General features: G+C 57.2%; 22 protein-coding genes. 12 read left to right on the forward strand and 10 right to left on the reverse strand.

Features of this window, described 5'->3' with window-relative positions:
• Window positions 1-87: 87 nt before the first annotated feature.
• From N5C09_RS18930 to cpxP, 4 genes are all read right to left on the reverse strand, one after another.
• On the reverse strand, window positions 88-1,077 hold the full coding sequence (locus N5C09_RS18930) for a sulfate ABC transporter substrate-binding protein (protein WP_063865454.1): 990 nt from the start codon (window positions 1,075-1,077) through the stop codon (window positions 88-90).
• Window positions 1,078-1,290: 213 nt separating this feature from the next.
• Entirely contained in the window at window positions 1,291-2,253 is a 963-nt protein-coding gene (gene pfkA / locus N5C09_RS18935; RefSeq protein WP_003862009.1) for a 6-phosphofructokinase, read from the reverse strand.
• 184 nt (window positions 2,254-2,437) lie between these two features.
• A complete protein-coding gene (gene fieF, locus N5C09_RS18940) occupies window positions 2,438-3,322 on the reverse strand; it encodes a CDF family cation-efflux transporter FieF (protein WP_107534226.1) in 885 nt (294 codons plus the stop codon).
• A gap of 153 nt (window positions 3,323-3,475) precedes the next feature.
• A complete protein-coding gene (gene cpxP, locus N5C09_RS18945; protein ID WP_112792702.1) occupies window positions 3,476-3,982 on the reverse strand; it encodes a cell-envelope stress modulator CpxP in 507 nt (168 codons plus the stop codon).
• Window positions 3,983-4,132: 150 nt separating this feature from the next.
• Here cpxP and cpxR point away from each other — a divergent pair, with 150 nt between their 5' ends.
• Together cpxR and cpxA are read left to right on the forward strand one after the other, a co-directional pair.
• Window positions 4,133-4,831: an envelope stress response regulator transcription factor CpxR gene (gene cpxR / locus N5C09_RS18950; protein ID WP_003862004.1), complete on the forward strand. Its 699-nt coding sequence runs from the start codon at window positions 4,133-4,135 to the stop codon at window positions 4,829-4,831.
• The gene (cpxA, locus tag N5C09_RS18955) at window positions 4,828-6,201 is read left to right on the forward strand and encodes an envelope stress sensor histidine kinase CpxA (protein ID WP_015569937.1); all 1,374 of its coding nucleotides are present in this window, start codon (window positions 4,828-4,830) and stop codon (window positions 6,199-6,201) included. The genes cpxR and cpxA overlap by 4 nt, the downstream gene beginning before the upstream one ends.
• 51 nt (window positions 6,202-6,252) lie before the next feature.
• On the opposite strand, the gene yiiM is transcribed toward cpxA, so the two are convergent.
• Complete coding sequence (yiiM, locus tag N5C09_RS18960) at window positions 6,253-6,927, reverse strand: 6-hydroxyaminopurine reductase (protein ID WP_063865451.1); 675 nt, start codon at window positions 6,925-6,927, stop codon at window positions 6,253-6,255.
• Between the two features lie 71 nt (window positions 6,928-6,998).
• On the reverse strand, window positions 6,999-7,619 hold the full coding sequence (gene sodA / locus N5C09_RS18965) for a superoxide dismutase [Mn] (RefSeq protein ID WP_003861999.1): 621 nt from the start codon (window positions 7,617-7,619) through the stop codon (window positions 6,999-7,001).
• Between the two features lie 288 nt (window positions 7,620-7,907).
• On the opposite strand from sodA, the gene rhaT reads away from it, so the two are divergent.
• Window positions 7,908-8,942, forward strand: a complete 1,035-nt coding sequence (gene rhaT / locus N5C09_RS18970) for an L-rhamnose/proton symporter RhaT (RefSeq protein ID WP_279749661.1) — start codon at window positions 7,908-7,910, stop codon at window positions 8,940-8,942.
• On the opposite strand, the gene rhaR is transcribed toward rhaT, so the two are convergent.
• The 3 genes from rhaR to N5C09_RS21355 form a co-directional block, all read right to left on the reverse strand.
• Complete coding sequence (gene rhaR / locus N5C09_RS18975; protein WP_279749662.1) at window positions 8,943-9,791, reverse strand: HTH-type transcriptional activator RhaR; 849 nt, start codon at window positions 9,789-9,791, stop codon at window positions 8,943-8,945.
• A 73-nt stretch (window positions 9,792-9,864) separates the two neighbouring features.
• Window positions 9,865-10,701 carry an HTH-type transcriptional activator RhaS gene (gene rhaS / locus N5C09_RS18980; RefSeq protein ID WP_063449704.1) on the reverse strand — a complete coding sequence of 279 codons (837 nt, stop codon included), beginning with the start codon at window positions 10,699-10,701 and terminating at the stop codon, window positions 9,865-9,867.
• Window positions 10,702-10,761: 60 nt separating this feature from the next.
• The gene (locus N5C09_RS21355) at window positions 10,762-10,866 is read right to left on the reverse strand and encodes an ABC transporter ATP-binding protein (protein WP_100171280.1); all 105 of its coding nucleotides are present in this window, start codon (window positions 10,864-10,866) and stop codon (window positions 10,762-10,764) included.
• A 136-nt stretch (window positions 10,867-11,002) separates the two neighbouring features.
• Here N5C09_RS21355 and rhaB point away from each other — a divergent pair, with 136 nt between their 5' ends.
• From rhaB to rhaM, 9 genes are all read left to right on the forward strand, one after another.
• A complete protein-coding gene (gene rhaB, locus N5C09_RS18985; RefSeq protein WP_279749663.1) occupies window positions 11,003-12,472 on the forward strand; it encodes a rhamnulokinase in 1,470 nt (489 codons plus the stop codon).
• Window positions 12,469-13,728 carry an L-rhamnose isomerase gene (rhaA, locus tag N5C09_RS18990; RefSeq protein ID WP_102750828.1) on the forward strand — a complete coding sequence of 420 codons (1,260 nt, stop codon included), beginning with the start codon at window positions 12,469-12,471 and terminating at the stop codon, window positions 13,726-13,728. The genes rhaB and rhaA overlap by 4 nt, the downstream gene beginning before the upstream one ends.
• Window positions 13,729-13,824: 96 nt before the next feature.
• On the forward strand, window positions 13,825-14,655 hold the full coding sequence (rhaD, locus tag N5C09_RS18995; RefSeq protein ID WP_063865445.1) for a rhamnulose-1-phosphate aldolase: 831 nt from the start codon (window positions 13,825-13,827) through the stop codon (window positions 14,653-14,655).
• 82 nt (window positions 14,656-14,737) lie between these two features.
• Complete coding sequence (gene rhaS / locus N5C09_RS19000; RefSeq protein ID WP_047364479.1) at window positions 14,738-15,724, forward strand: rhamnose ABC transporter substrate-binding protein; 987 nt, start codon at window positions 14,738-14,740, stop codon at window positions 15,722-15,724.
• 99 nt (window positions 15,725-15,823) lie between these two features.
• Complete coding sequence (locus N5C09_RS19005; RefSeq protein ID WP_279749664.1) at window positions 15,824-17,326, forward strand: sugar ABC transporter ATP-binding protein; 1,503 nt, start codon at window positions 15,824-15,826, stop codon at window positions 17,324-17,326.
• On the forward strand, window positions 17,327-18,331 hold the full coding sequence (locus N5C09_RS19010) for an ABC transporter permease (protein WP_279749665.1): 1,005 nt from the start codon (window positions 17,327-17,329) through the stop codon (window positions 18,329-18,331).
• Window positions 18,328-19,332, forward strand: coding sequence for an ABC transporter permease (locus tag N5C09_RS19015; protein ID WP_279749666.1), 1,005 nt, complete (start codon window positions 18,328-18,330; stop codon window positions 19,330-19,332). The genes N5C09_RS19010 and N5C09_RS19015 overlap by 4 nt, the downstream gene beginning before the upstream one ends.
• Window positions 19,333-19,429: 97 nt before the next feature.
• Window positions 19,430-20,578, forward strand: coding sequence for a lactaldehyde reductase (gene fucO / locus N5C09_RS19020; protein ID WP_279749667.1), 1,149 nt, complete (start codon window positions 19,430-19,432; stop codon window positions 20,576-20,578).
• Window positions 20,575-20,889 (forward strand): L-rhamnose mutarotase, encoded by a 315-nt coding sequence (gene rhaM / locus N5C09_RS19025; RefSeq protein WP_063449695.1) that lies wholly within the window; start codon window positions 20,575-20,577, stop codon window positions 20,887-20,889. Before fucO ends, rhaM begins: the two co-directional genes overlap by 4 nt.
• A gap of 38 nt (window positions 20,890-20,927) precedes the next feature.
• On the opposite strand, the gene N5C09_RS19030 is transcribed toward rhaM, so the two are convergent.
• Window positions 20,928-21,662 carry a hypothetical protein gene (locus N5C09_RS19030; RefSeq protein ID WP_226847953.1) on the reverse strand — a complete coding sequence of 245 codons (735 nt, stop codon included), beginning with the start codon at window positions 21,660-21,662 and terminating at the stop codon, window positions 20,928-20,930.
• Between the last annotated feature and the right edge of the window lie 359 nt (window positions 21,663-22,021).

A 22,021-nucleotide genomic window follows, 5' to 3' on the forward strand; every position in this document is an offset into this window, starting at 1 on the left:
GGCAAAAGAGTAACGCAAAATGATGACCAAATAAAAAACCCGGCGGATTTCTCACACCGGGTTACCGTGTCGTGCTTTATGAAACGCCTAGCGCTTGCTGATTTGGTCGAAGGTGCCGCCGCTGGAGAAGTGCTCTTTCTGCGCTTTGGTCCAGCCGCCAAAAACATCGTCGATCGTAAACAGCTTCAGTTTCGGGAAGGCGTTCTCGTATTGCTTCGCGATGGCCTCATCGCGCGGGCGATAGAAGTTTTTCGCCGCAATTTCCTGACCTTCCGGCGAGTAAAGGTACTTCAGGTAGGCTTCCGCCACCGCTTTGGTCCCTTTCTTATCAACAACCTTATCGACTACGGAGACGGTCGGTTCAGCGAGGATGGATTCGCTCGGGGTCACGATTTCAAACTTGTCTTTACCCAGCTCGTGGGTTGCCAGCAGGGCTTCGTTTTCCCAGGCGATCAGCACGTCGCCGATGCCGCGCTCAACGAAGGTATTGGTTGCGCCGCGCGCGCCGGAGTCCAGCACCTCGACGTTTTTGAACAGCGCTTTCACGAATTCCTGTGCTTTCGCCTGGTCACCGTTGTTGTGGTGCAGCGCGTAGCCCCAGGCCGCCAGGTAGTTCCAGCGTGCGCCGCCGGAGCTTTTCGGGTTCGGCGTGATGACCGATACGCCCGGTTTCACCAGGTCGTTCCAGTCCTTAATCTGTTTCGGGTTGCCTTTACGCACCAGGAAGACGATGGTCGAGGTGTAGGGTGCAGAGTTGTCCGGCAGGCGTTTGATCCAGTTTTTGTCGATACGGCCGCGCTCCGCAATGGCGTCCACGTCGTAAGCCAGCGCCAGGGTAACCACGTCAGCTTCAATGCCGTTGATCACCGATGTCGCCTGCTTACCGGAACCGCCGTGAGACTGGCGAACCACCACGTTATCGCCGGTTTCCTGCTTCCAGTGCGCCGCAAAAGCTTTGTTGTACTGGTCGTACAGCTCACGCGTCGGGTCGTACGACACGTTCAGTAACTGAATGTCCTTTGCCAGAACGCTGGTCGATGCCAGCAATAATGTTAACCCCACGCCCCATTTCTTCATCGCCCAGCTCTCTTATGCAGTGTTTTGATGAATGCAGCGTGCCAGAAAGCTAACCGATGATTAAAGAATAAAAAAAGATTGGCTATAACGTAGAGGAATAAAAAATGGAGGGGCATAAAAAAGCCGGGTGGCGGCTTCGCCTTACCCGGCCTACATTCGTCGCTACGCAGGCCCGGTAAGCGCAGCGCCACCAGGCATAACAAACACAACGAATCAGTACAGTTTTTTCGCGCAGTCCAGCCAGTCACCTTTGAACGGACGCTTCATATTTTCAATGGCGTCAATGATGTCATGGTGAACCAGTTTCTCGTTCTGAATACCGACGCAGCGGCCGCCGTGGCCCTGAAGCAGCAGCTCAATCGCGTACGCACCCATGCGGGACGCCAGGATACGGTCGTATGGGCCCGGGGAACCGCCGCGCTGAATGTGACCCAGTACGGTCGCGCGGGTTTCGCGTTTGGTTTCGGTTTCGATGTACTTCGCCAGTTCGTCAACGTCACAGATGTGCTCGGTGATGGCAACGATCGCGTGTTTCTTACCTTTCGCGATACCGGCTTTGATCTCAGCGACCAGATCTTCACGGCTGAATTCCACTTCCGGAACCACCACGAACTCACAGCCACCGGCAATTGCCGCCGCCAGGGTCAGGTCACCGCAGTAACGGCCCATCACTTCAACGATGGAAATACGCTGGTGAGAGGAAGAGGTGTCACGCAGGCGGTCAATCGCTTCCACAACGGTACCCAGCGCGGTGAAGTAACCGATGGTGTAGTCGGTGCCTTTAATGTCGTTGTCGATGGTGCCAGGCAGGCCGATGCACGGGAAGCCCATTTCCGTCAGACGTTTTGCACCCATGTACGAGCCGTCGCCGCCGATAACCACCAGCGCGTCCAGGCCGCGTTTTTTCATGTTTTCGATAGCCACTTCGCGGATGTGTTCGTCACGGAATTCCGGGAAGCGCGCAGAACCGAGGAAAGTACCGCCACGGTTGATCATGTCAGACACGCTGTAGCGGTCCAGCTGAACCATGCGGTCTTCATACAGGCCCAGGTAACCGTCATAGATACCAAAAACTTCCAGACCTTCCGTCAGCGCTGCACGGACAACCCCACGGATTGCCGCGTTCATGCCCGGCGCATCACCGCCGCTTGTCAACACACCGATTTTCTTAATCATGACTACCTCTGAACTTAGGAATGCAAAATTGAAATCTGCTGCCGGAAGAAACTGTTCAACCGTCGAATACTGCAAATAGTATATCAATCCCTTCCAGCTGAATTGATTCAGGTCAGGCCATATGGTGGTAATTTATCCACAAAATGCTGGTCTGGCTCTCTTTTTTACAACGAATTACGAAAGCTCAAAACGCCCTGGGTACGACAGAGCACGGATCCTGGTGAATAATGACGTCTGACCCAGGGAAACGCTGCAAAATCGCCTGCTCCACCTGTTCAGCGACCATATGCGCCTGAACCAGTGGCAGGTTGTCTTCCATTTCCAAATGAATCTGAATAAAGCGGGTCGGCCCTGACTGCCGCGTACGAAGATCGTGAGCGCCACTGACGCCAGGCCAGTTGGTCACGATGGCATAAATTTCATTACGTTCTGCGTCCGGAAGCGCACGGTCAAGAAGCGACTGTACCGCGTCATACCCCATCCGCAACGCGCTGTATAAAATATAGATCCCTATCCCTAACGCAAACAACGCATCGGCCCGATGCCAGCCATACCAGGCCAGACCAAGCGCAATAAGAATAGCCCCATTCATCATAACATCAGACTGATAATGAAGCATATCGGCCCGTACAGCCTGGCTTTGAGTTTTGCGTACGACCCAGCGCTGGAACGTTACAAGAACAAGTGTGCTTATAAGTGCAACTACCGTTACGACCACGCCAACGCCCGGATCGTTCATAGGGGAAGGCGAAATAAGGTGCTGAATGCCGGTCAAAAACAGGAAAAGCGCGGAGCCCGAAATAAACATGCTTTGCGCCAGCGCGGCCAGCGATTCCGCCTTGCCGTGCCCAAACGTATGCTCTTCATCCGCCGGTTGCAGCGAGTAGCGCACCACCAGCAGGTTGGTCAGCGAGGCGGCAATATCCACCAGCGAATCCACCAGCGCCGCCAGAATACTGACCGAACCGGTGTACCACCACGCGAAGATTTTAATGATCAGCAAACACGACGCCGTCACCGTCGCGGCTATTGCGGCCCGGCTTACCAGCCGTCCATAGGATTGATTCATAAACACTCCTGTCATGCCATGGCGCTAGTATAACGGATGGTGGTGGAGTGAAAGGATGAATAAAGCGTTAACAAACCTGAACGACGGGCAAAAAAAACCCCCACATCATGTGGGGGAAGACAGGGATGGTGTCTATGGCAAGGAAAACAGGGTTTACTGGTTACTACGGGTACTGCTATTGCTACTGAAAAGCGTCATATCTGAGCTTCGCTGCATCCGTGCAACCTCACGCAACTGGTTCATACGTTGCTGATGTTTGGTGTTCAAAACCGCTTGCTGCTCGGGCGTTAGCAGGTGGAACATCTGGTTGCGAACCTTCGCCATCTCTACCTGGCGGGCAACCTGTTCCTGCGCCATTTTTTCGGCCTGAGCGCGTACAGCGCTTTCGTCAAAATTTTCTGCGGTGACAAGGCGATGCATTGTCTCCATTTCGCTAACATTAACAGGGGGCTGGTCGTGTCGTGCCCTCTGCATCAGATCTCGCATCTGTTGACGCTGATGTTCGGTTAAACTTATGCCGTCAAACATATGGTTTTGGCTGCTGTGCTGCGTTGCGCCCTCAACCGAGGAGCCGTTATCGCTGATGTTAGCTACAGCAGCCTGGCTAAACGCACTGAAGGCCAGCGTTGAGGCCATGACGGCAGCGGTAACTTTGCGCATCACTTGCTCCCAAAATCTTTCGTGTCGCGATTCAACGAGAGACAGTCTACGATTCAGGCTGCAAACATGCGTCAGGGGGTGTAAAACAACGTAAAGTCATGGATTAGATAGCCTTGATGTCGTAATTTCTGCCTCGGAGGTATTTAAACAATGAATAAAATCCTGTTAGTTGATGATGACCGAGAGCTCACATCTCTTTTAAAGGAGTTGCTCGACATGGAAGGTTTCAACGTCCTGGTTGCCCATGATGGGGAACAGGCGCTGAGTCTCCTTGACGACAGCATCGATTTACTTTTGCTCGACGTCATGATGCCGAAGAAAAACGGCATTGATACGTTGAAAGAGCTTCGCCAGACACACCAGACCCCCGTTATTATGCTGACCGCACGCGGCAGCGAGCTTGACCGCGTTCTCGGCCTTGAGCTGGGTGCGGATGACTACTTACCTAAGCCGTTCAACGACCGTGAACTGGTGGCCCGTATTCGTGCGATCCTGCGCCGTTCTCACTGGAGCGAGCAGCAGCAGAATACCGACAACAGTTCACCTACGCTGGAAGTGGACTCCCTGAGCCTGAATCCGGGCCGCCAGGAAGCGAGCTTCGACGGTGAAACGCTGGAGCTAACCGGCACCGAGTTCACCCTGCTGTATCTGCTGGCGCAGCATCTCGGCCAGGTGGTGTCACGTGAACACTTAAGCCAGGAAGTGCTGGGCAAACGCCTTACCCCGTTTGACCGCGCCATCGATATGCATATCTCGAACCTGCGCCGTAAGCTGCCGGAGCGTAAAGACGGTCACCCATGGTTTAAAACCCTGCGTGGTCGCGGTTATCTGATGGTTTCCGCTTCATGATAGGCAGCTTAACCGCCCGCATCTTCGCCATCTTCTGGCTGACGCTGGCACTGGTTTTAATGCTCGTTTTGATGTTGCCAAAACTCGACTCACGCCAGATGACGGAGCTTCTCGACAGCGAGCAACGTCAGGGCGTGATGATCGAGCAGCACGTGGAAGCGGAGCTGGCAAACGATCCGCCGAACGATTTAATGTGGTGGCGCAGGCTGTTTCGCGCTATCGACAAGTGGGCGCCCCCCGGACAACGGTTGCTGCTGGTTACCAGCGAAGGTCGCGTGATTGGGGCCGATCGCAATGAGATGCAGATCATCCGCAACTTTATTGGCCAGGCGGATAACGCCGATCACCCACAGAAAAAGAAATATGGTCGGGTAGAGATGGTCGGCCCTTTCTCGGTACGGGATGGGGAAGATAACTACCAGCTCTACCTGATTCGCCCTGCGAGCAGTTCCCAGTCCGACTTCATCAACCTGCTGTTTGACCGTCCGCTTTTGCTGCTGATCGTCACAATGCTGGTCAGTTCCCCGCTGCTGTTATGGCTGGCGTGGAGCCTGGCGAAACCGGCGCGTAAGCTGAAAAACGCGGCGGACGAAGTGGCACAAGGCAACCTCAGGCAGCATCCGGAGCTGGAATCCGGGCCGCAGGAGTTCCTGGCCGCCGGCACCAGTTTTAACCAGATGGTCAGCGCGCTTGATCGGATGATGACTGCCCAGCAACGCCTGCTGTCAGACATCTCACACGAACTGCGTACGCCGCTCACGCGCTTACAGCTGGGCACCGCCCTGCTGCGCCGCCGCAGCGGGGAAAGCAAAGAGCTGGAGCGTATTGAAACGGAAGCGCATCGTCTGGACAGCATGATCAACGATCTGCTGGTGATGTCGCGTAACCAGCAGAAAAACGCGCTGGTGAGCGAAACGGTGAAAGCCAATCACCTGTGGCACGAGGTGCTGGACAACGCGGCGTTCGAAGCAGAGCAGATGGGGAAATCGTTTACCGTCAACTTCCCGCCGGGCCCGTGGCCGCTCTACGGTAACCCCAACACGCTGGAAAGCGCGCTGGAGAATATCGTGCGTAACGCCCTGCGCTATTCGCACACGAAGATTGAAGTGGCGTTTTCGGTGGATAAAGACGGGATTACCGTCATTGTCGATGACGATGGTCCAGGCGTCAGCCCGGAAGATCGCGAGCAGATTTTCCGTCCGTTCTACCGCACCGACGAGGCGCGCGACCGCGAGTCCGGCGGTACGGGGCTGGGTCTGGCGATTGTTGAAACCGCCATGCAGCAGCACCGTGGCTGGGTGAAAGCCGATGACAGCCCGCTGGGCGGGCTGCGGTTAACGCTGTGGCTACCGCTGTATAAGCGTTCGTAACGGTATGTGCCGGGTGGCGGCTTCGCTTACCCGGCCTACTTTTTACGGAGCCTATTTCCCCCACAATCTCCGCGAACTACTCTCGATCTTCCCGCTTATACGCCGCTTCTGCATCGTTCTTGTCCAGCTGGTAGACAACCCCGCCGCCGACAGCAGGCGATGATACTGTTCATCGTCGAAAGGCATATGCCAGGCAATCGCGCAGGCCTCGTACACCGACACCTCACTCAGGCGCGACGCGAGCTCAAGCGGCGCATCCGCAGAAACCTGTCCCGCCTGCACAACGCGATACAGCCAGCCGGTTTTGCCCGCGTTTTGCAGCTGGGCCGACATATCCTGAATACCGAAATGGTAGTTGAGCTTAAAGCACGGCGAGCGCGGCTGGGTGACCTGAATCAGGGCATCGCCCCAGCGGTAAATATCGCCAATAAAGACGTTCTTTTCCGTCAGCCCTTCCGTTGAGAGATTTTCGCCAAACGCGGGCGCGACGAAGAGGTCCGCCTGTTCAGGAAATTCGGTTTTCCAGTGCTGATAGTGCTCGCGAGGATAGTGGCACAGCGCGCGATCGGGCCCGCCGTGGATTTTCTTTTCGGCCTGCTGGTCGCCCACCAGCCCGAGCTCGGTCAGCGACAGCTCACCGTCGACCTGCACTTTGGCGATGGCGCTCGGGCGGCTGCCGTCGTACTCCCTTACCTTGCCTGTAAACACGTTCACCGGGTAATGCATCGCTGCCTCCATTACGCAGATACAAAAAAAGCGAGTCATCAGACTCGCTTCTCACAGGCGTCAATGCAACCTTATTTTTTAGCGGCGAAACGCGCTGCGGCTTCGTCCCAGTTCACGACATCCCAGAACGCTTTGATGTAGTCAGGGCGACGGTTCTGGAACTTCAGGTAGTAAGCGTGTTCCCACACGTCCAGGCCCAGAATTGGGAAGCCGGATGCGCCAGAGATGGCTTCACCCATCAGCGGGGAGTCCTGGTTTGCAGTGGAAACGACCGCCAGTTTGTCACCTTTCAGAACCAGCCACGCCCAGCCAGAGCCGAAGCGGGTTGCAGCGGCTTTTTCGAATTCCGCTTTGAAGTTGTCAACGGAGCCGAAGTCGCGCTCGATTGCCGCTTTCAGGTCGCCCTGAAGGGTGGTGCCGGTTTTCAGACCTTTCCAGAACAGGCTGTGGTTAGCGTGACCGCCCGCGTTGTTACGCAGTACGGTTTTCTTGTCTGCTGGCAGCTGGTCCAGCTTGGTGATCAGCTCTTCAACTGGCAGATTAGCGAACTCTGGCAGGCTTTCCAGCGCAGCATTCGCATTGTTCACGTAGGTCTGGTGGTGTTTAGTGTGATGGATTTCCATCGTCTGCTTGTCGAAATGCGGTTCCAGTGCGTCGTAGGCATACGGCAGGGATGGCAGTGTATAACTCATAATCCTCTCCATTATTGTCGGGCGGCACAGCTGTTAATGCCGCGTAAGCAGTTGGTTCATTATAGTTAATTAAATGATATTGAAAATGATTATCAATGCCGTAGTTTTTATAGGGTTATTACAATTTCGATGAATCACAAAATTGTGAGTCTGCTCACGCGCTTAACGTGCTGATTGCCACCCTCCACAAAAGTGCGGCAACCTTTTGAAGGTTCCCAAACCGCCTAATTTTTACACTCATCAAGTCGGCGGGAAGCCACCGACAATAAAAACGATGAGGATAAAAAAATGAATCATGCGATTACGATGGGTATTTTCTGGCATTTGATAGGCGCGGCCAGTGCTGCCTGTTTCTATGCCCCGTTTAAGAAGGTGAAAGGCTGGTCATGGGAAACCATGTGGTCCGTTGGCGGTACGGTCTCCTGGCTGATTTTGCCGTGGGCCATCAGCGCCGTGCTGCTGCCCGATTTCTGGGGCTACTTCTCCTCCTTCAACGCCTCTACGTTACTGCCGGTGTTTCTGTTCGGCGCGATGTGGGGCATCGGTAATATCAACTACGGCCTCACCATGCGCTACCTCGGCATGTCGATGGGCATCGGCATCGCGATTGGTATTACGCTGATAGTGGGCACCCTGATGACGCCCATCCTTAACGGTCATTTCGACGTGCTGATCAACACCCAGGGCGGCCGGATGACGCTGCTGGGCGTGCTGGTGGCGGTGATCGGCGTGGGGATCGTCACCCGCGCAGGCCAGCTAAAAGAACGCAAGATGGGCATCAGGGCCGAAGAGTTCAACCTGAAGAAAGGGCTGCTGCTGGCGGTGATGTGCGGCGTCTTCTCGGCGGGCATGTCGTTTGCCATGAACGCCGCCAAACCGATGCACGAGGCCGCTGCGGCGCTGGGCGTCGACCCGCTGTATGTCGCTCTGCCAAGCTATGTGGTGATCATGGGCGGCGGCGCGCTGGTAAACCTCGGTTTCTGCTTCATTCGTCTGGCAAAAGTGAAAAACCTGTCGGTAAAAGCCGACTTCTCGCTGGCAAAACCCCTGATCCTTACCAACGTTCTGCTCTCCGCGCTCGGCGGCCTGATGTGGTATCTGCAATTCTTCTTCTACGCCTGGGGCCACGCCAGCATTCCGGCGCAGTATGACTATATGAGCTGGATGCTGCACATGAGCTTCTACGTACTGTGCGGCGGGCTGGTTGGGCTGGTGCTGAAGGAGTGGAACAACGCCGGGCGTCGTCCGGTTGGCGTGCTGAGCCTGGGCTGCGTGGTGATTATTATCGCCGCCAACATTGTCGGCCTCGGCATGGCGAACTGATTACGCCGCCTTTCGACTGCGATGACGCCACTGAACCGGCGTCATCCCCACCTCGCGGTTAAACACCACCGAAAAGTAATTACTGTCCTCAAATCCGCAGCGCATCGCCACTTCGCTGACCATCAGCTCCGTATGCTGTAACAGATACTGGGCGTGGCAGATGCGCAGCTGGCGCAGGTAATGGTTTATCGTCATACCCGTCTGGGTGCGGAACTGCTGGCGCAGCGCGCGCTCGCTGCACTGCTCCTGCTCGCAGAATTTTTCCAGCACGAAACTCTTGTTCAGACTGCCCGCAAGCAGTGCGATCAGCTTATCCAGCAGCGCTTCCTGCGTGGTGGCGGAGGGATTATCCGTGGCGTAACGATGGCGCTTCAGGGTCATCACCAGCTGGGCGAAAAGCAGCTCCGACATCTGGTTCGCCACCGGGTCGCTCTTCTGGCTCTCCTGCTCCAGCTGGGAAATTGTCTGGCGCACCTGAGCCATGCCGCTGCTGCTTAAGCGCCAGTGCGGTTCGCCTCCGGCATTCAGAAAGCCCGGAATGTTGCCCGCCCAGTCGACATTCAGTTTAAGCCTGTCAGGGCAGTAGATGACGTTCTGCAACACCAGATCGTTAACCGAGGCGTAGGCGTGTTTGTCTTCGGCGCGTATGTAAAACAGATCCCCGCGCGTGATGCGGTAGGGCCGGTCGTTGAGGACGTGTAAGCCATTGCCGCGCCACACCATCACCAGCTCGCAGAACTCGTGGGTGTGCTCGGCAAAAACATTTTGCGGGTAGCGGTCCGCCACCGCGACAGCCTGACTCGCGGAGGCAAAAAAATCATCTTTGCGAAGAATTAACTGAGCAGCCACACCACAACCTCTAGGGCGAATAACCGGACATTATTAGCCTTTTTGCGGCAAAAAAACGGTGACTGCCCTCGCGTTACTGAAGCAACGCGTCTTTCCCCTGACGAATATCGCGCGGCGACCAGCTAAATTCCCGGCGAAACAGCGTTGAAAAGTGGTTACTGTCGCCGAAACCGCAGCGATAAGCGATATCCGTGACGCTTTCATCGGTATGGCGTAAAAGATGGCGCGCTTTGATCAGGCGCAGACGGTTAAGGTAACGCTGCGGCGTGAGCCCGGTATGCTGCTTGAGCTGACGATGCAGCGTGCGCAGCGAGAGCGAAAAGTCGTCCGCCAGCGTTTCCCAGCAGACATCTTCAGCGAAATGATCTTCCAGCCAGGCCATGAGCTGGTTCAGCCGCGCGTCGTTATTTTCCATCCCTTCCACCAGGCTGCTGCGGCGCAGCAGCACCAGCAGCTGCATAAACAGCAGCTCGCGGGTTGCAATCGCGTGCGTCTCCTCTGCGTCTTCGCTCTGCTCCATCTGGCTCACCAGCTGACGCACCTGCTGCAACGTGGACTGATTCACCCGCCAGTGCGACGGGTAGTGGCCATCCTTCTCTTGCGGCAACAGCTGATTCAGCCCGGAGAGAAACTGGAACGCGTCCGGAGAACGATAGAGCACGTTGGTCAGGCACAGGTTGTCGGTATGTTCATACAGGTGCCTGTCGTGGTCGCGCACGAAGCACACCGTACCGCCGCTGATGGTATACGGCTGACCGTTGAACACGTGGATGCCCGTTCCGTGCTCAACAATCACAATTTCATGAAAATCATGATGATGCTCAGGAAATGCAGCCTGAGGAAGCCGTGGCTCAATCGCGACCGGAGAAGCTCCCGAAGGAAAAAAATCGACGCTGTGCAGTACGGTCATAACGGCCCCCACCAATGAGAAAAGTTCTCAAAATAGTAATTAAGGCCTTCCACGCTCACCTTAAATTTTTGACAGTAAACCGCGCAAAAGCTGCCGGTTTTTCAAGAAACAGGCGGAAAGATCGGGAAATGCGGTCAGCGTCACACTGCCTGCAAACCCCGTCATTACTGGAAACTGTGAACTCCCTCACGTTCACCTTTGCTTTCTTGCCAGCGCGAGATTTGGGCTGTCAGTGGCGAGAAGGTGGCTATTTCTTCCCTTTCTTACACTCATCGCTAATGACTTAAGAAAGGACCCGACCATGACTTTTCGCCATTGTGTGGCTGTCGATTTAGGCGCATCCAGCGGCCGTGTAATGCTCGCCACCTGGGACTGTGACCAGCACACCCTTACGCTTCGCGAAATGCACCGTTTCGCCAATTGTCTGCAAAAACAGGACGGTTTTGTGACCTGGGATATCGATGCGCTGGAAGCGGAGATCCGCACCGGACTTCATAACGTCTGCGAAGACAGTATCCGCATCGACAGTATCGGCATTGATACCTGGGGCGTGGATTACGTGCTGCTGGACAATCACGGCGAACGCGTCGGCCTGCCCGTCTCCTACCGCGACAGCCGCACCGATGGGCTGATGGCGCACGCCATCGCGCAGCTTGGCAAGGAGAACATCTATGGTCGCAGCGGCATCCAGTTCCTGCCGTTTAACACGCTGTATCAGCTGCGTGCGCTGGTTGAGCAACAGCCAAAGCTGGTTGAAAAGGTGGCGCATGCGCTGCTGATCCCGGACTACTTAAGCTATCGTCTGACCGGCAACATGAACTGGGAATACACCAACGCCACCACCACGCAGCTGGTCAATATCAATACCGATAACTGGGATGAACACCTGCTGGCATGGACGGGCGCCTCGCCGTCCTGGTTCGGCGCGCCAACCCATCCGGGCAACGTGATCGGCCAGTGGATTTGCCCGCAGGGGAATGAAATTCCCGTTGTCGCCGTCGCCAGTCACGACACCGCAAGCGCGGTCATTGCCTCGCCGCTCGCCAGCAAAGACGCGGCCTATCTCTCCTCCGGCACCTGGTCGCTGATGGGTTTTGAGAGCAAAACGCCCTACACCAGCGACGCCGCGCTGGCCGCCAATATCACCAACGAAGGCGGTGCCGAAGGACGCTACCGCGTGCTGAAGAACATCATGGGCCTGTGGCTGCTCCAGCGGATGCTGAAAGAGCAGAACGTCACCGACCTGCCCGCGCTTATCGCGGAAACCGAAAAGCTGAAGGCCTGCACTTTCCTGATTAACCCGAACGACGACCGCTTTATTAATCCGGTGCACATGAGCGCTGAGATCCAGGCCGCCTGTTTTGACGCGGGGCAGCCGGTACCTTCCCGCCCCGCCGAGCTGGCGCGCTGTATTTTTGACAGCCTCGCCCTGCTCTATGCCGACATCCTGAGCGAGCTGGCTGACCTTCGCGGTAAACCGTTCACCCAGCTACACATCGTGGGCGGCGGTTGCCAGAACCAGCTGCTGAACCAGCTCTGCGCCGATGCCTGCGGCATTACCGTGGTGGCAGGCCCCGTAGAGGCTTCCACGCTCGGCAACATCGGCATTCAGCTAATGACGCTGGACGAACTATCAAACGTTGACGATTTCCGTTCGGTGGTGACGGCGAATAACAGCCTGACCACCTTCACCCCCAATCCCTGCCATGACATTGCCCGCTACCGGGCGCAGTTTCAGCAAAAACGACTGACTAAGGAGCTTTGCGCATGACCACTCAACTTGAACAAGCCTGGGACCTGGCTAAACAGCGTTTCGCCGCCGTCGGCGTGGATGTCGAAGAGGCGCTGCGCCAGCTCGACCGTCTGCCCGTCTCCATGCACTGCTGGCAGGGTGATGACGTTGCCGGCTTCGAGAACCCGGGCGGTTCCCTGACGGGTGGCATTCAGGCAACGGGTAACTACCCGGGCAAAGCGCGCAACGCCACCGAACTGCGTGCGGATCTGGAACTGGCGCTGAGCCTGATCCCCGGGCCAAAACGCCTGAACCTGCACGCGATTTATCTCGAATCCGACGCGCCGGTCGCGCGTAACGAAATCAAACCGGAACACTTTAAGAACTGGGTGGAGTGGGCAAAGGCCAACCGGCTGGGACTGGATTTTAACCCGTCCTGCTTCTCGCACCCGCTGAGCGCGGACGGGTTTACCCTTGCACACGCCAACGACGAAATCCGGCAGTTCTGGATCGACCACGTGAAGGCCAGCCGCCGCGTCTCCGCGTATTTCGGCGAGCAGCTCGGCACGCCGTCGGTGATGAATATCTGGATCCCGGACGGCATGAAGGACATCACCGTTGACCGTCTGGCGCCGCGCCAGCGCCTGCTGGCCGCGCTGGATGAAGCCATCAGCGAAAAGCTGGACCCGTCGCACCATATCGACGCGGTGGAGAGCAAGCTGTTCGGCATTGGCGCAGAGAGCTACACCGTGGGCTCAAACGAGTTCTACATGGGCTACGCCACCAGCCGCCAGACCGCGCTGTGCCTGGATGCTGGCCACTTCCATCCGACCGAGGTGATCTCCGACAAAATCTCCGCCGCCATGCTCTACGTGCCGCGCCTGCTGCTGCACGTCAGCCGTCCGGTGCGCTGGGACAGCGACCATGTGGTCCTGCTGGACGACGAAACCCAGGCGATTGCCAGCGAAATCATCCGCCACGATCTGTTTGACCGCGTGCACATCGGGCTCGACTTCTTCGACGCCTCCATCAACCGCATCGCGGCATGGGTTATCGGCACCCGCAACATGAAAAAAGCCCTGCTCCGCGCCCTGCTGGAGCCAACCGCCGCGCTGAAACAGCTGGAAGAGAGCGGCGATTACACCGCGCGCCTGGCGCTGCTGGAAGAGCAGAAATCCCTGCCGTGGCAGGCGGTGTGGGAGATGTACTGCCAGCGTCACGACGCCCCGGCGGGCAGCCAGTGGCTGGACAACGTGCGGGCGTATGAGAAGGACGTTCTCGCCGCTCGTCAGTAAAAAATATCGCCCGGCAGCGCATTGCATGCCGGGCCTACAGGTAAAAGCAGGCCGGGTAAGCGTAACGCCACCCGGCATTTTCAAAGGAAACACTGTATGCAGACCATCACCACCTCCTGGTTCGTCCAGGGCATGATCAAAGCCACCTCCGACGCCTGGCTGAAGGGCTGGGACGAGCGCAACGGCGGCAACCTCACGCTGCGCCTGGACGACGCGGATATCGAGCCCTTTGCCGCCGATTTCCACCAGAAGCCGCGCTATATCGCCCTGAGCCAGCCGATGCCGCTGCTCGCCAACACGCCGTTTATCGTTACCGGTTCCGGCAAGTTCTTCCGCAACGTTCAGCTGGACCCGGAAGCCAACCTCGGCGTGGTGAAGGTGGACAGCGACGGCGCGGGCTACCACATTCTGTGGGGGCTAACGGACGACGCGGTGCCGACCTCGGAGCTGCCGGCGCACTTCCTCTCCCATTGCGAGCGCATCAAGGCGACCAACGGCAAAGACCGCGTGATCATGCACTGCCACGCCACTAACCTGATCGCCCTGACCTACGTGCTGGAAAATAATTCTGATTTCTTTACCCGCAAGCTGTGGGAAGGCAGTACCGAGTGTCTGGTGGTGTTCCCGGACGGCGTCGGCATTCTGCCGTGGATGGTGCCGGGTACCGATGAAATCGGCCAGGCGACCGCGACGGATATGCAAAAGCACGCCCTGGTGCTGTGGCCGTTCCACGGTGTCTTCGGCAGCGGCCCGACGCTGGATGAAACCTTCGGCCTGATCGACACCGCCGAGAAATCCGCGGAGGTGCTGGTGAAGGTCTACTCCATGGGCGGCATGAAGCAGACCATCACCCGGGAAGAGCTGATCGCCCTGGGCAAACGCTTTGGCGTCACCCCGATGCAGTCCGCATTAGATCTGTACAACTAACAACATCGCGCCCCGCTTACCGAGACGGGGCGAAAACCACCTGCAATCCCTACAACTAACTCAAGTCAGTGGAGTAAAAGCAATGAAAATAAAAGCAAGCTTGATCCTCACCGTTGCCGCTCTGGCGTTGTCCGGTTCCGCTTTAGCAGAAGTGAAAATCGCCCTGGTGGCGAAGTCCTTAGGAAATGGATTCTTCGAAGCAGCGAACGTCGGCGCGCAGGAGGCGGCCAAAGAGTTAGGCGATGTAAAAGTGATTTATACCGGCCCGACCACCACCACGGCGGAAGCGCAGATCGAGGTGCTGAACGGGCTGATCGCTCAGGGCGTGGATGCGATCGCGATCTCCGCGAACGATCCGGACGCCGTCGTGCCGGTGCTGAAAAAAGCGATGCAGCGCGGCATCAAGGTTGTGTCGTGGGATTCCGGCGTGGCGAAAGCCGGACGTCAAATCCATCTCAATCCCTCCAATAACGCCCTGATTGGCGAAACCAACGTCAAGCTCGCCGCCGATGCCCTGAAAGCGCTGAACGTGGAGAAGGGCGACGTCGCCGTGCTGAGCGCCACGCCAACCTCCACCAACCAGAACACCTGGATTGCGGAGATGAAAAAGGTGCTGCCGAAGTACCCTTCCGTCAACCTGGTGACGGTGGCCTACGGGGACGATCTCTCTGACAAAAGCTACCGTGAGGCGGTCGGTCTGCTGAAAACCTATCCGGACCTGAAGGTTATCGTCTCGCCTTCATCCGTGGGCATCGTGGCCGCCGCGCAGGCGGTAAAAGACCAGGGCAAGATTGGCAAAGTGTACGTCACCGGCTTAGGTCTGCCGTCTGAGATGGCGGGCGCGGTGAAATCCGGCGCGAGCAAGAGCTTTGCCATCTGGAACCCGATCGACCTCGGCTATGCGGCAACCTACCTGGCGGATGATCTGGTGAAAGGCACGGCCACGAAAGGCGAGGCCAGCATGGGCAAACTGGGCAAAGTGAAGCTGGATGCGGACGGCAACGGCGCGATGGCCGAGCCGTTCGTCTACGATGCCAGCAATATTGATAAGTTCTCAAAAATCTTTTGATGCGATTTGTAGGCCGGATAAGCGTAGCGCCATCCGGCAAAAGGCGGGTGGCGCTGCCGCTTACCCGCCCTACACATTCCCTTGTCCAGGAGAACTATCATGACCCCATTGCTACAGCTTTCTGGCATCACGAAGGTGTTCCCCGGCGTGCGTGCCCTTGAGAACGTGCAGCTTGCGCTGTGGCCCGGCAAAGTGACGGCGCTTATCGGCGAAAACGGCGCGGGCAAGTCGACGCTGGTCAAAGTGATGACCGGCATTTATCAGCCCGACGAGGGCGAGATCCTCTACAAAGCGATCCCCGTGCACCTCCCGACGCCGGAGTCGGCGCATAAAATCGGCATCACCGCCATTCACCAGGAAACCGTACTGTTCGATGAGCTATCGGTCACCGAAAATATCTTTGTCGGTCAGTACCTTCACAAGGGCTTCCTGAAAAAGCTCGACTGGCCGGAAATGCACCGCCGGGCGCAGGCCATCCTCACACGGCTGGAAGTGCAAATCGACCCGCGCGCGACGCTGAAAACCCTGAGCATCGCCCAGCGTCACATGGTAGCGATTGCCCGCGCGCTCTCCTTTGAGGCGCAGGTGGTTATTCTTGATGAACCCACGGCGGCGCTGTCGCAGCATGAAATCCTCGAGTTTTACCAGATTGTGGAGCGCTTAAAGCAGGAGGGAAAAGCCATCCTGTTTATCTCCCACAAGTTCGACGAGATTTTTGAGCTGGCGGATCATTACACCATTTTGCGCGACGGCGCGTTCGTCGGCGCAGGTGCAATAAATGAGATCACCGAGGAGCGCATGGTGTCGATGATGGTCGGGCGTGCCATTACGCAAACCTTCCCGAAAATCGACTGCGAGAAGGGCGAAACGGTGCTGGAAGTGAAAAACCTCTGCCACCCGACCGAGTTCGCACACATCTCCTTCTCCCTGCGTAAAGGCGAAATCCTTGGCTTCTACGGGCTGGTTGGTGCCGGGCGTACCGAACTGATGCAGGCGCTTTCCGGCGTTACGCGGCCAGCGTCCGGGGAAATTATCCTCAACGGTCAGCCCCGTCGCTTTCGCCAGCCTGCGGATGCCATCAAAGCCGGTATTGTCTGCGTGCCGGAAGAAAGGCAGAAACAGGGGGCGATTATCGCGCTGCCGATTGCCCAGAACATCAGCCTGCCTCAGCTCAGCACGCTCAATCCGAGCGGCGTACTGCACGACGACCGCGAATGGAAGCTGGCAGACGAGTATGCCAAACGTCTGCACGTGAAGGCCTTCAGCTGGAAGCAGGCGGTGGAGACCCTCTCCGGCGGCAACCAGCAAAAGGTCGTTATCGGCAAATGGCTGGCAACGCACCCTGATGTGATCATCCTTGATGAGCCGACAAAAGGCATTGATATCGGCTCAAAGGCAGCCGTTCATCAGTTTATGTCCGAGCTGGTCAGTCAGGGGCTGGCGGTGATTATGGTCTCGTCCGAACTGCCGGAAGTGATGGGCATGGCGGACCGCATCATCGTAATGCACGAGGGGCTGATGGTCGCCCAATACCGAGCGGGGGATGCGACGGCGGAAACCATCGTCAGCGCCGCCAGCGGTGCAAAACAGGAGGCGGCATAAATGCTGAGCTCACTCTTAAAACACCGTGAAGCGCTGCTTGGCGCGGTGATTGTACTGATGATCGTCGCCATCGGCAGCCGCGTACCGTCGTTTGTCGCGCCGGGCAACCTGGTGGAAATGTTTAACGACACCGCCATTCTGATCGTCCTCGCGCTCGGGCAGATGATGGTGCTGCTCACCAAAGGCATCGACCTGTCGATGGCGGCCAATCTTGCCCTGACCGGGATGATTGTCGCCCTGATTAACTTCCACTACCCGGACGTGCCCGTCTGGGCGCTGCTTATCCTGGCAAGCGCGCTTGGGCTGCTGATGGGCGCGATGAACGGCCTGCTGGTGTGGAAGCTGGGTATTCCGGCGATTGTGGTGACGCTCGGCACCATGAGCATCTACCGCGGAATTATCTTTTTGCTCTCCGGCGGCGGCTGGGTGAACGCCAACCAGATGAGCGCCGACTTCCTCGGGCTGCCGCGTGCCTCTTTGCTGGGCTTGCCGGTACTGAGCTGGTGCGCCATCGCCGCGCTGCTGCTGGTGGGCTACTTCCTGCGCTACAGCCGCACCGGACGGGCGCTCTATACCGCAGGCGGCAACGCGACGGCGGCGTACTATACCGGGATCAACGCCGGGAAAATGCAGTTCATCAGCTTTTGCCTCTCCGGACTGCTGGCCGGGTTCTGCGGCTACCTGTGGATCTCGCGCTTTGCCGTTGCGTATGTCGACGTCGCTAACGGTTTTGAATTGCAGGTGGTGGCCGCCTGCGTGATTGGCGGGATCAGCACCATGGGCGGCACCGGGCGCGTGCTCGGCTGTCTTTTTGGCGCCCTGTTCCTCGGGGTGATTAACAACGCCCTGCCGGTGATCGGCGTCTCGCCGTTCTGGCAGATGGCCATTTCCGGCACGGTAATTGTCGTTGCAGTGCTGCTGAATGAGCGCGGCAACAGGCGCAAAGGCAGGCTGATCCTGCGCGACGCCGCGCTGGCGCGTCAGAAACTGGCGGTGAAATCATGAGCAAAATGATGACATCTGAAGCGATCGAACCGACCTCTGCGACGGGCATCTTCCGGCGCCTGCTGTGCTGGGAAGGTTTCCTGCTGGCGGTGACGCTGGCGGTATTCATAGTGAACGCGCTCGCCTCGCCCTACTTCCTCAACGTCTGGAACCTTTCCGATGCGACGTTCAACTTCACCGAAAAGGCGATCATCGTGCTGCCGATGGCGATGCTGATTATCGCCCGGGAAATTGACCTGTCGGTGGCCTCCACCATCGCGCTCAGCTCCACGGTGATGGGCTTTTGCGCGGCGGCGGGCGTCGATACGCCGGTGCTGGTCTGCGTGGGACTTGGCGTCGGGCTGCTGTGCGGACTGCTTAACGGCATCCTGGTGACGCGCTTTAATCTGTCGTCCATCGTCATCACCATCGGCACCATGAGCCTGTACCGCGGGATCGCCTACATCCTGCTCGGGGACCAGGCGCTGAACAGCTACCCGGAAAGCTTCGCCTGGTTCGGCCAGGGCTACGTCTGGGGCGCGCTGTCGTTTGAGTTCGCGCTGTTTATCGTGCTGGCCGCTCTGTTTGCCTTTGTGCTGCACCGCACCAACTTTGGCCGCCGCACCTACGCCATCGGCAATAACCCGACCGGCGCGTGGTATTCCGGCATCAACATTAAACGCCACAATCTGATGCTGTTCGCGCTGGTGGGGCTAATGTCCGGCCTGGCGTCAGTGCTGCTCACCTCGCGTCTGGGCAGCACTCGCCCGACGATTGCGATGGGCTGGGAGCTGGCGGTGGTGACGATGGCGGTGCTCGGCGGCGTCAATATTCTCGGCGGGTCCGGCAGCATGGTGGGCGTGATTATCGCCGCCTTCCTGATGGGGCTGGTGACCTTTGGCCTGAGCCTGCTCAACGTGCCCGGCATTGTGATGTCGGTGATTATCGGCGCGATGCTGATTGTGGTGATTTCACTGCCGATTATTACCCGCCGGGTGATACAGCGAAGACGGATCTCATAGCCGGGTGGAGCTGCGTTTACCCGGCCTGCTTAACCGTAGGCCCGCGCAAGCGCAGCGCCGCCGGGCATAAAATTCACAGTAATTAAGGAGAATTATCATGAGCTTTATGTTGGCACTTCCAAAAATCAGCCTGCACGGCGCGGGGGCAATCGGCGATATGGTCAATCTGGTGGCAAACAAGCAGTGGGGAAAAGCGCTGGTTGTCACCGACGGCCAGCTGGTGAAGCTCGGCCTGCTCGACAGCCTGTTTACCGCGCTGGACGCCCATCAGATGGCGTATCACCTGTTCGATGAGGTGTTCCCGAACCCGACGGAGGCGCTGGTGCAGAAAGGCTTTGCCGCTTACCAGGACGCGGGATGCGATTACATCATCGCCTTTGGCGGTGGCAGCCCAATTGATACCGCCAAAGCGATAAAAATCCTCACCGCCAACCCGGGTCCGTCAACCGATTATTCCGGCGTCGGCAAGGTGAAAAACGCGGGCGTGCCGCTGGTGGCCATCAACACCACCGCGGGCACGGCGGCGGAGATGACCAGCAACGCGGTGATCATCGATTCCGCGCGTCAGGTGAAAGAAGTCATCATCGACCCGAACATCATCCCGGATATCGCGGTGGACGATGCCAGCGTCATGCTCGATATTCCGGCCTCCGTGACCGCCGCAACCGGCATGGACGCATTAACCCACGCCATTGAAGCCTACGTGTCCGTTGGCGCGCACCCGCTGACCGATGCCAATGCGCTGGAGGCGATTCGCCTGATCAACCTCTGGCTGCCGAAAGCGGTCGACGACGGTCATAACCTGGAAGCGCGCGAGCAGATGGCCTTCGGTCAGTACCTGGCGGGTATGGCGTTTAACAGCGCCGGGCTGGGGCTGGTACACGCTCTGGCGCATCAGCCGGGCGCAACGCACAACCTGCCTCATGGCGTATGTAATGCCATCCTGCTGCCGATCATCGAAAACTTTAACCGCCCGAACGCGGTCGCGCGTTTTGCCCGCGTGGCGCAGGCAATGGGCGTTGACACGCGCGAAATGAGCGACGAGGCCGCCAGCATGGCAGCGATTCAGGCGATTCGTGAGCTGAGCGCCCGCGTCGGCATTCCGTCCGGCTTCAGCCAGCTCGGCGTCACCAAAGCCGACATTGAAGGCTGGCTGGATAAAGCCCTCGCCGATCCGTGCGCGCCGTGCAACCCGCGCACCGCCAGCCGCGACGAGGTCCGCGAGCTGTATCTGGAGGCATTATGATCCGCAAAGCGTTTGTGATGCAGGTAAACCCGGACGCGCACGAAGAGTACGCCCGACGCCACAATCCGATCTGGCCCGAACTGGAAGCGGTGCTGAAAGCCCACGGCGCGCACCACTACGCCATTTATCTCGACAGAGAACGCAACCTGCTGTTTGCGACGGTGGAGATTGAGTCGGAGGAGCGCTGGAACGCGGTGGCGAATACCGACGTCTGCCAGCGCTGGTGGAAACATATGGCTGACGTCATGCCGTCGAACCCGGATAACAGCCCGGTGAGTTCGGATCTGAAAGAGGTGTTTTACTTAGCGTAACGGCAAAGCGGGTGATGCAACGCACGCGTCACCTGCTTTTAGCGCAAAGTTCTCAATCCATAAACTACCGTATCATGCTCCCAGATGATGGTTTCGTTCCTCTCTTTCGCATCGTGACAGTACTGTTCAATAACGGCAATCTGCTCGGGCGATAACGCACAAAACGGTTTCGTATAACGATAGATATTGAGCTCTTCTAGTGAGCAAACGCGTCTGGCATTCTCAAACAGCCCTACCTTTTTCATCACCTTAAGCAGATTAATATCAAGGGCTTCGATGATAAGTTCAATCTTGTTTATCTTGACTCTTATCGTATCAATCGCCGTTCTTGCGTCATTCACGTTTGGCGCTTTAACCCAGATAGGTTCGTGATGGAAAATACGGTTTCGATACTCTCTCAGTTCAAAGATGAGATCGATCAGCGCTTTTCTGACTTTTTGCGGGTTCGTGTTAATTCTGGCGTAATTTTTAAAGACTTTACTCAATGATTTTGGCCATAAATACCCATGGTTATCTCGCGGCGCGGGAGCGTTAAATTCATTGTTCAAAACATAATGCCAGGTACTAAAATCCGTTGAGGCAATAATCCGATCGTGACTCCATTCCGGGACCGGTTGCACCTGAGTATATGCTCCTCGCCTGCGTCCCATCTCTTTTTTGCGCCATTCACGGGTAAGGCACTCTTTAGCCTTCTCGATGTTTTTATAGAAATGACACTCATCCCGATCTTTTGTGCAGTGAATCGTTTCCCACCACATATCGCCAAATCTCATCCTGGCTTCTCTGTCGACGGCGTTTCTTAAAGAGATCTCAAGGTTTTGGAGGAGAGGATAAATGGACGCTGCTGCATGCTGAGACCAGATGTATATACCGTATAATTCGCATTCATTATTTGGACGAAACGTTGTGCGATATCCGTCCAGACGTATTGATGAGATCAATGAAATAATCGGTTTATAATTAGTGACTTGCGGCATTTTTTCGTGCTCCCAGAACGATGTGCCGAAGCATATCATAGACCTGTAGATACAGTTGACGGTGGATCCTTCAACCGTTAGAATTTGGTCCTGAAAGCCTGTACTGTCTACTTCCCCTTTTTATAGGTTCTGGTTGCGTACACCATAGGCAAAGC

Source organism: Enterobacter sp. GD03975, from assembly GCF_029838645.1.
GTDB classification, from domain to species: domain Bacteria; phylum Pseudomonadota; class Gammaproteobacteria; order Enterobacterales; family Enterobacteriaceae; genus Enterobacter; species Enterobacter quasihormaechei.

What these genes read in the sequence shown, in the direction of transcription:
- cpxR (WP_003862004.1), top strand. Translation starts at nt 4,133, where the DNA reads ATGAATAAAATCCTGTTAGTTGATGATGACCGAGAGCTCACATCTCTT.
- rhaA (WP_102750828.1), top strand. Translation starts at nt 12,469, where the DNA reads ATGACCACTCAACTTGAACAAGCCTGGGACCTGGCTAAACAGCGTTTC.
- rhaT (WP_279749661.1), top strand. Translation starts at nt 7,908, where the DNA reads ATGAATCATGCGATTACGATGGGTATTTTCTGGCATTTGATAGGCGCG.
- rhaM (WP_063449695.1), top strand. Translation starts at nt 20,575, where the DNA reads ATGATCCGCAAAGCGTTTGTGATGCAGGTAAACCCGGACGCGCACGAA.
- N5C09_RS19010 (WP_279749665.1), top strand. Translation starts at nt 17,327, where the DNA reads ATGCTGAGCTCACTCTTAAAACACCGTGAAGCGCTGCTTGGCGCGGTG.
- N5C09_RS18930 (WP_063865454.1), bottom strand. Translation starts at nt 1,077, where the DNA reads ATGAAGAAATGGGGCGTGGGGTTAACATTATTGCTGGCATCGACCAGC.
- yiiM (WP_063865451.1), bottom strand. Translation starts at nt 6,927, where the DNA reads ATGCATTACCCGGTGAACGTGTTTACAGGCAAGGTAAGGGAGTACGAC.
- N5C09_RS19005 (WP_279749664.1), top strand. Translation starts at nt 15,824, where the DNA reads ATGACCCCATTGCTACAGCTTTCTGGCATCACGAAGGTGTTCCCCGGC.
- rhaB (WP_279749663.1), top strand. Translation starts at nt 11,003, where the DNA reads ATGACTTTTCGCCATTGTGTGGCTGTCGATTTAGGCGCATCCAGCGGC.
- rhaS (WP_047364479.1), top strand. Translation starts at nt 14,738, where the DNA reads ATGAAAATAAAAGCAAGCTTGATCCTCACCGTTGCCGCTCTGGCGTTG.
- sodA (WP_003861999.1), bottom strand. Translation starts at nt 7,619, where the DNA reads ATGAGTTATACACTGCCATCCCTGCCGTATGCCTACGACGCACTGGAA.
- pfkA (WP_003862009.1), bottom strand. Translation starts at nt 2,253, where the DNA reads ATGATTAAGAAAATCGGTGTGTTGACAAGCGGCGGTGATGCGCCGGGC.
- cpxP (WP_112792702.1), bottom strand. Translation starts at nt 3,982, where the DNA reads ATGCGCAAAGTTACCGCTGCCGTCATGGCCTCAACGCTGGCCTTCAGT.
- fieF (WP_107534226.1), bottom strand. Translation starts at nt 3,322, where the DNA reads ATGAATCAATCCTATGGACGGCTGGTAAGCCGGGCCGCAATAGCCGCG.
- N5C09_RS21355 (WP_100171280.1), bottom strand. Translation starts at nt 10,866, where the DNA reads ATGACGGGGTTTGCAGGCAGTGTGACGCTGACCGCATTTCCCGATCTT.
- rhaS (WP_063449704.1), bottom strand. Translation starts at nt 10,701, where the DNA reads ATGACCGTACTGCACAGCGTCGATTTTTTTCCTTCGGGAGCTTCTCCG.
- N5C09_RS19015 (WP_279749666.1), top strand. Translation starts at nt 18,328, where the DNA reads ATGAGCAAAATGATGACATCTGAAGCGATCGAACCGACCTCTGCGACG.
- rhaD (WP_063865445.1), top strand. Translation starts at nt 13,825, where the DNA reads ATGCAGACCATCACCACCTCCTGGTTCGTCCAGGGCATGATCAAAGCC.
- cpxA (WP_015569937.1), top strand. Translation starts at nt 4,828, where the DNA reads ATGATAGGCAGCTTAACCGCCCGCATCTTCGCCATCTTCTGGCTGACG.
- fucO (WP_279749667.1), top strand. Translation starts at nt 19,430, where the DNA reads ATGAGCTTTATGTTGGCACTTCCAAAAATCAGCCTGCACGGCGCGGGG.
- N5C09_RS19030 (WP_226847953.1), bottom strand. Translation starts at nt 21,662, where the DNA reads ATGAGATTTGGCGATATGTGGTGGGAAACGATTCACTGCACAAAAGAT.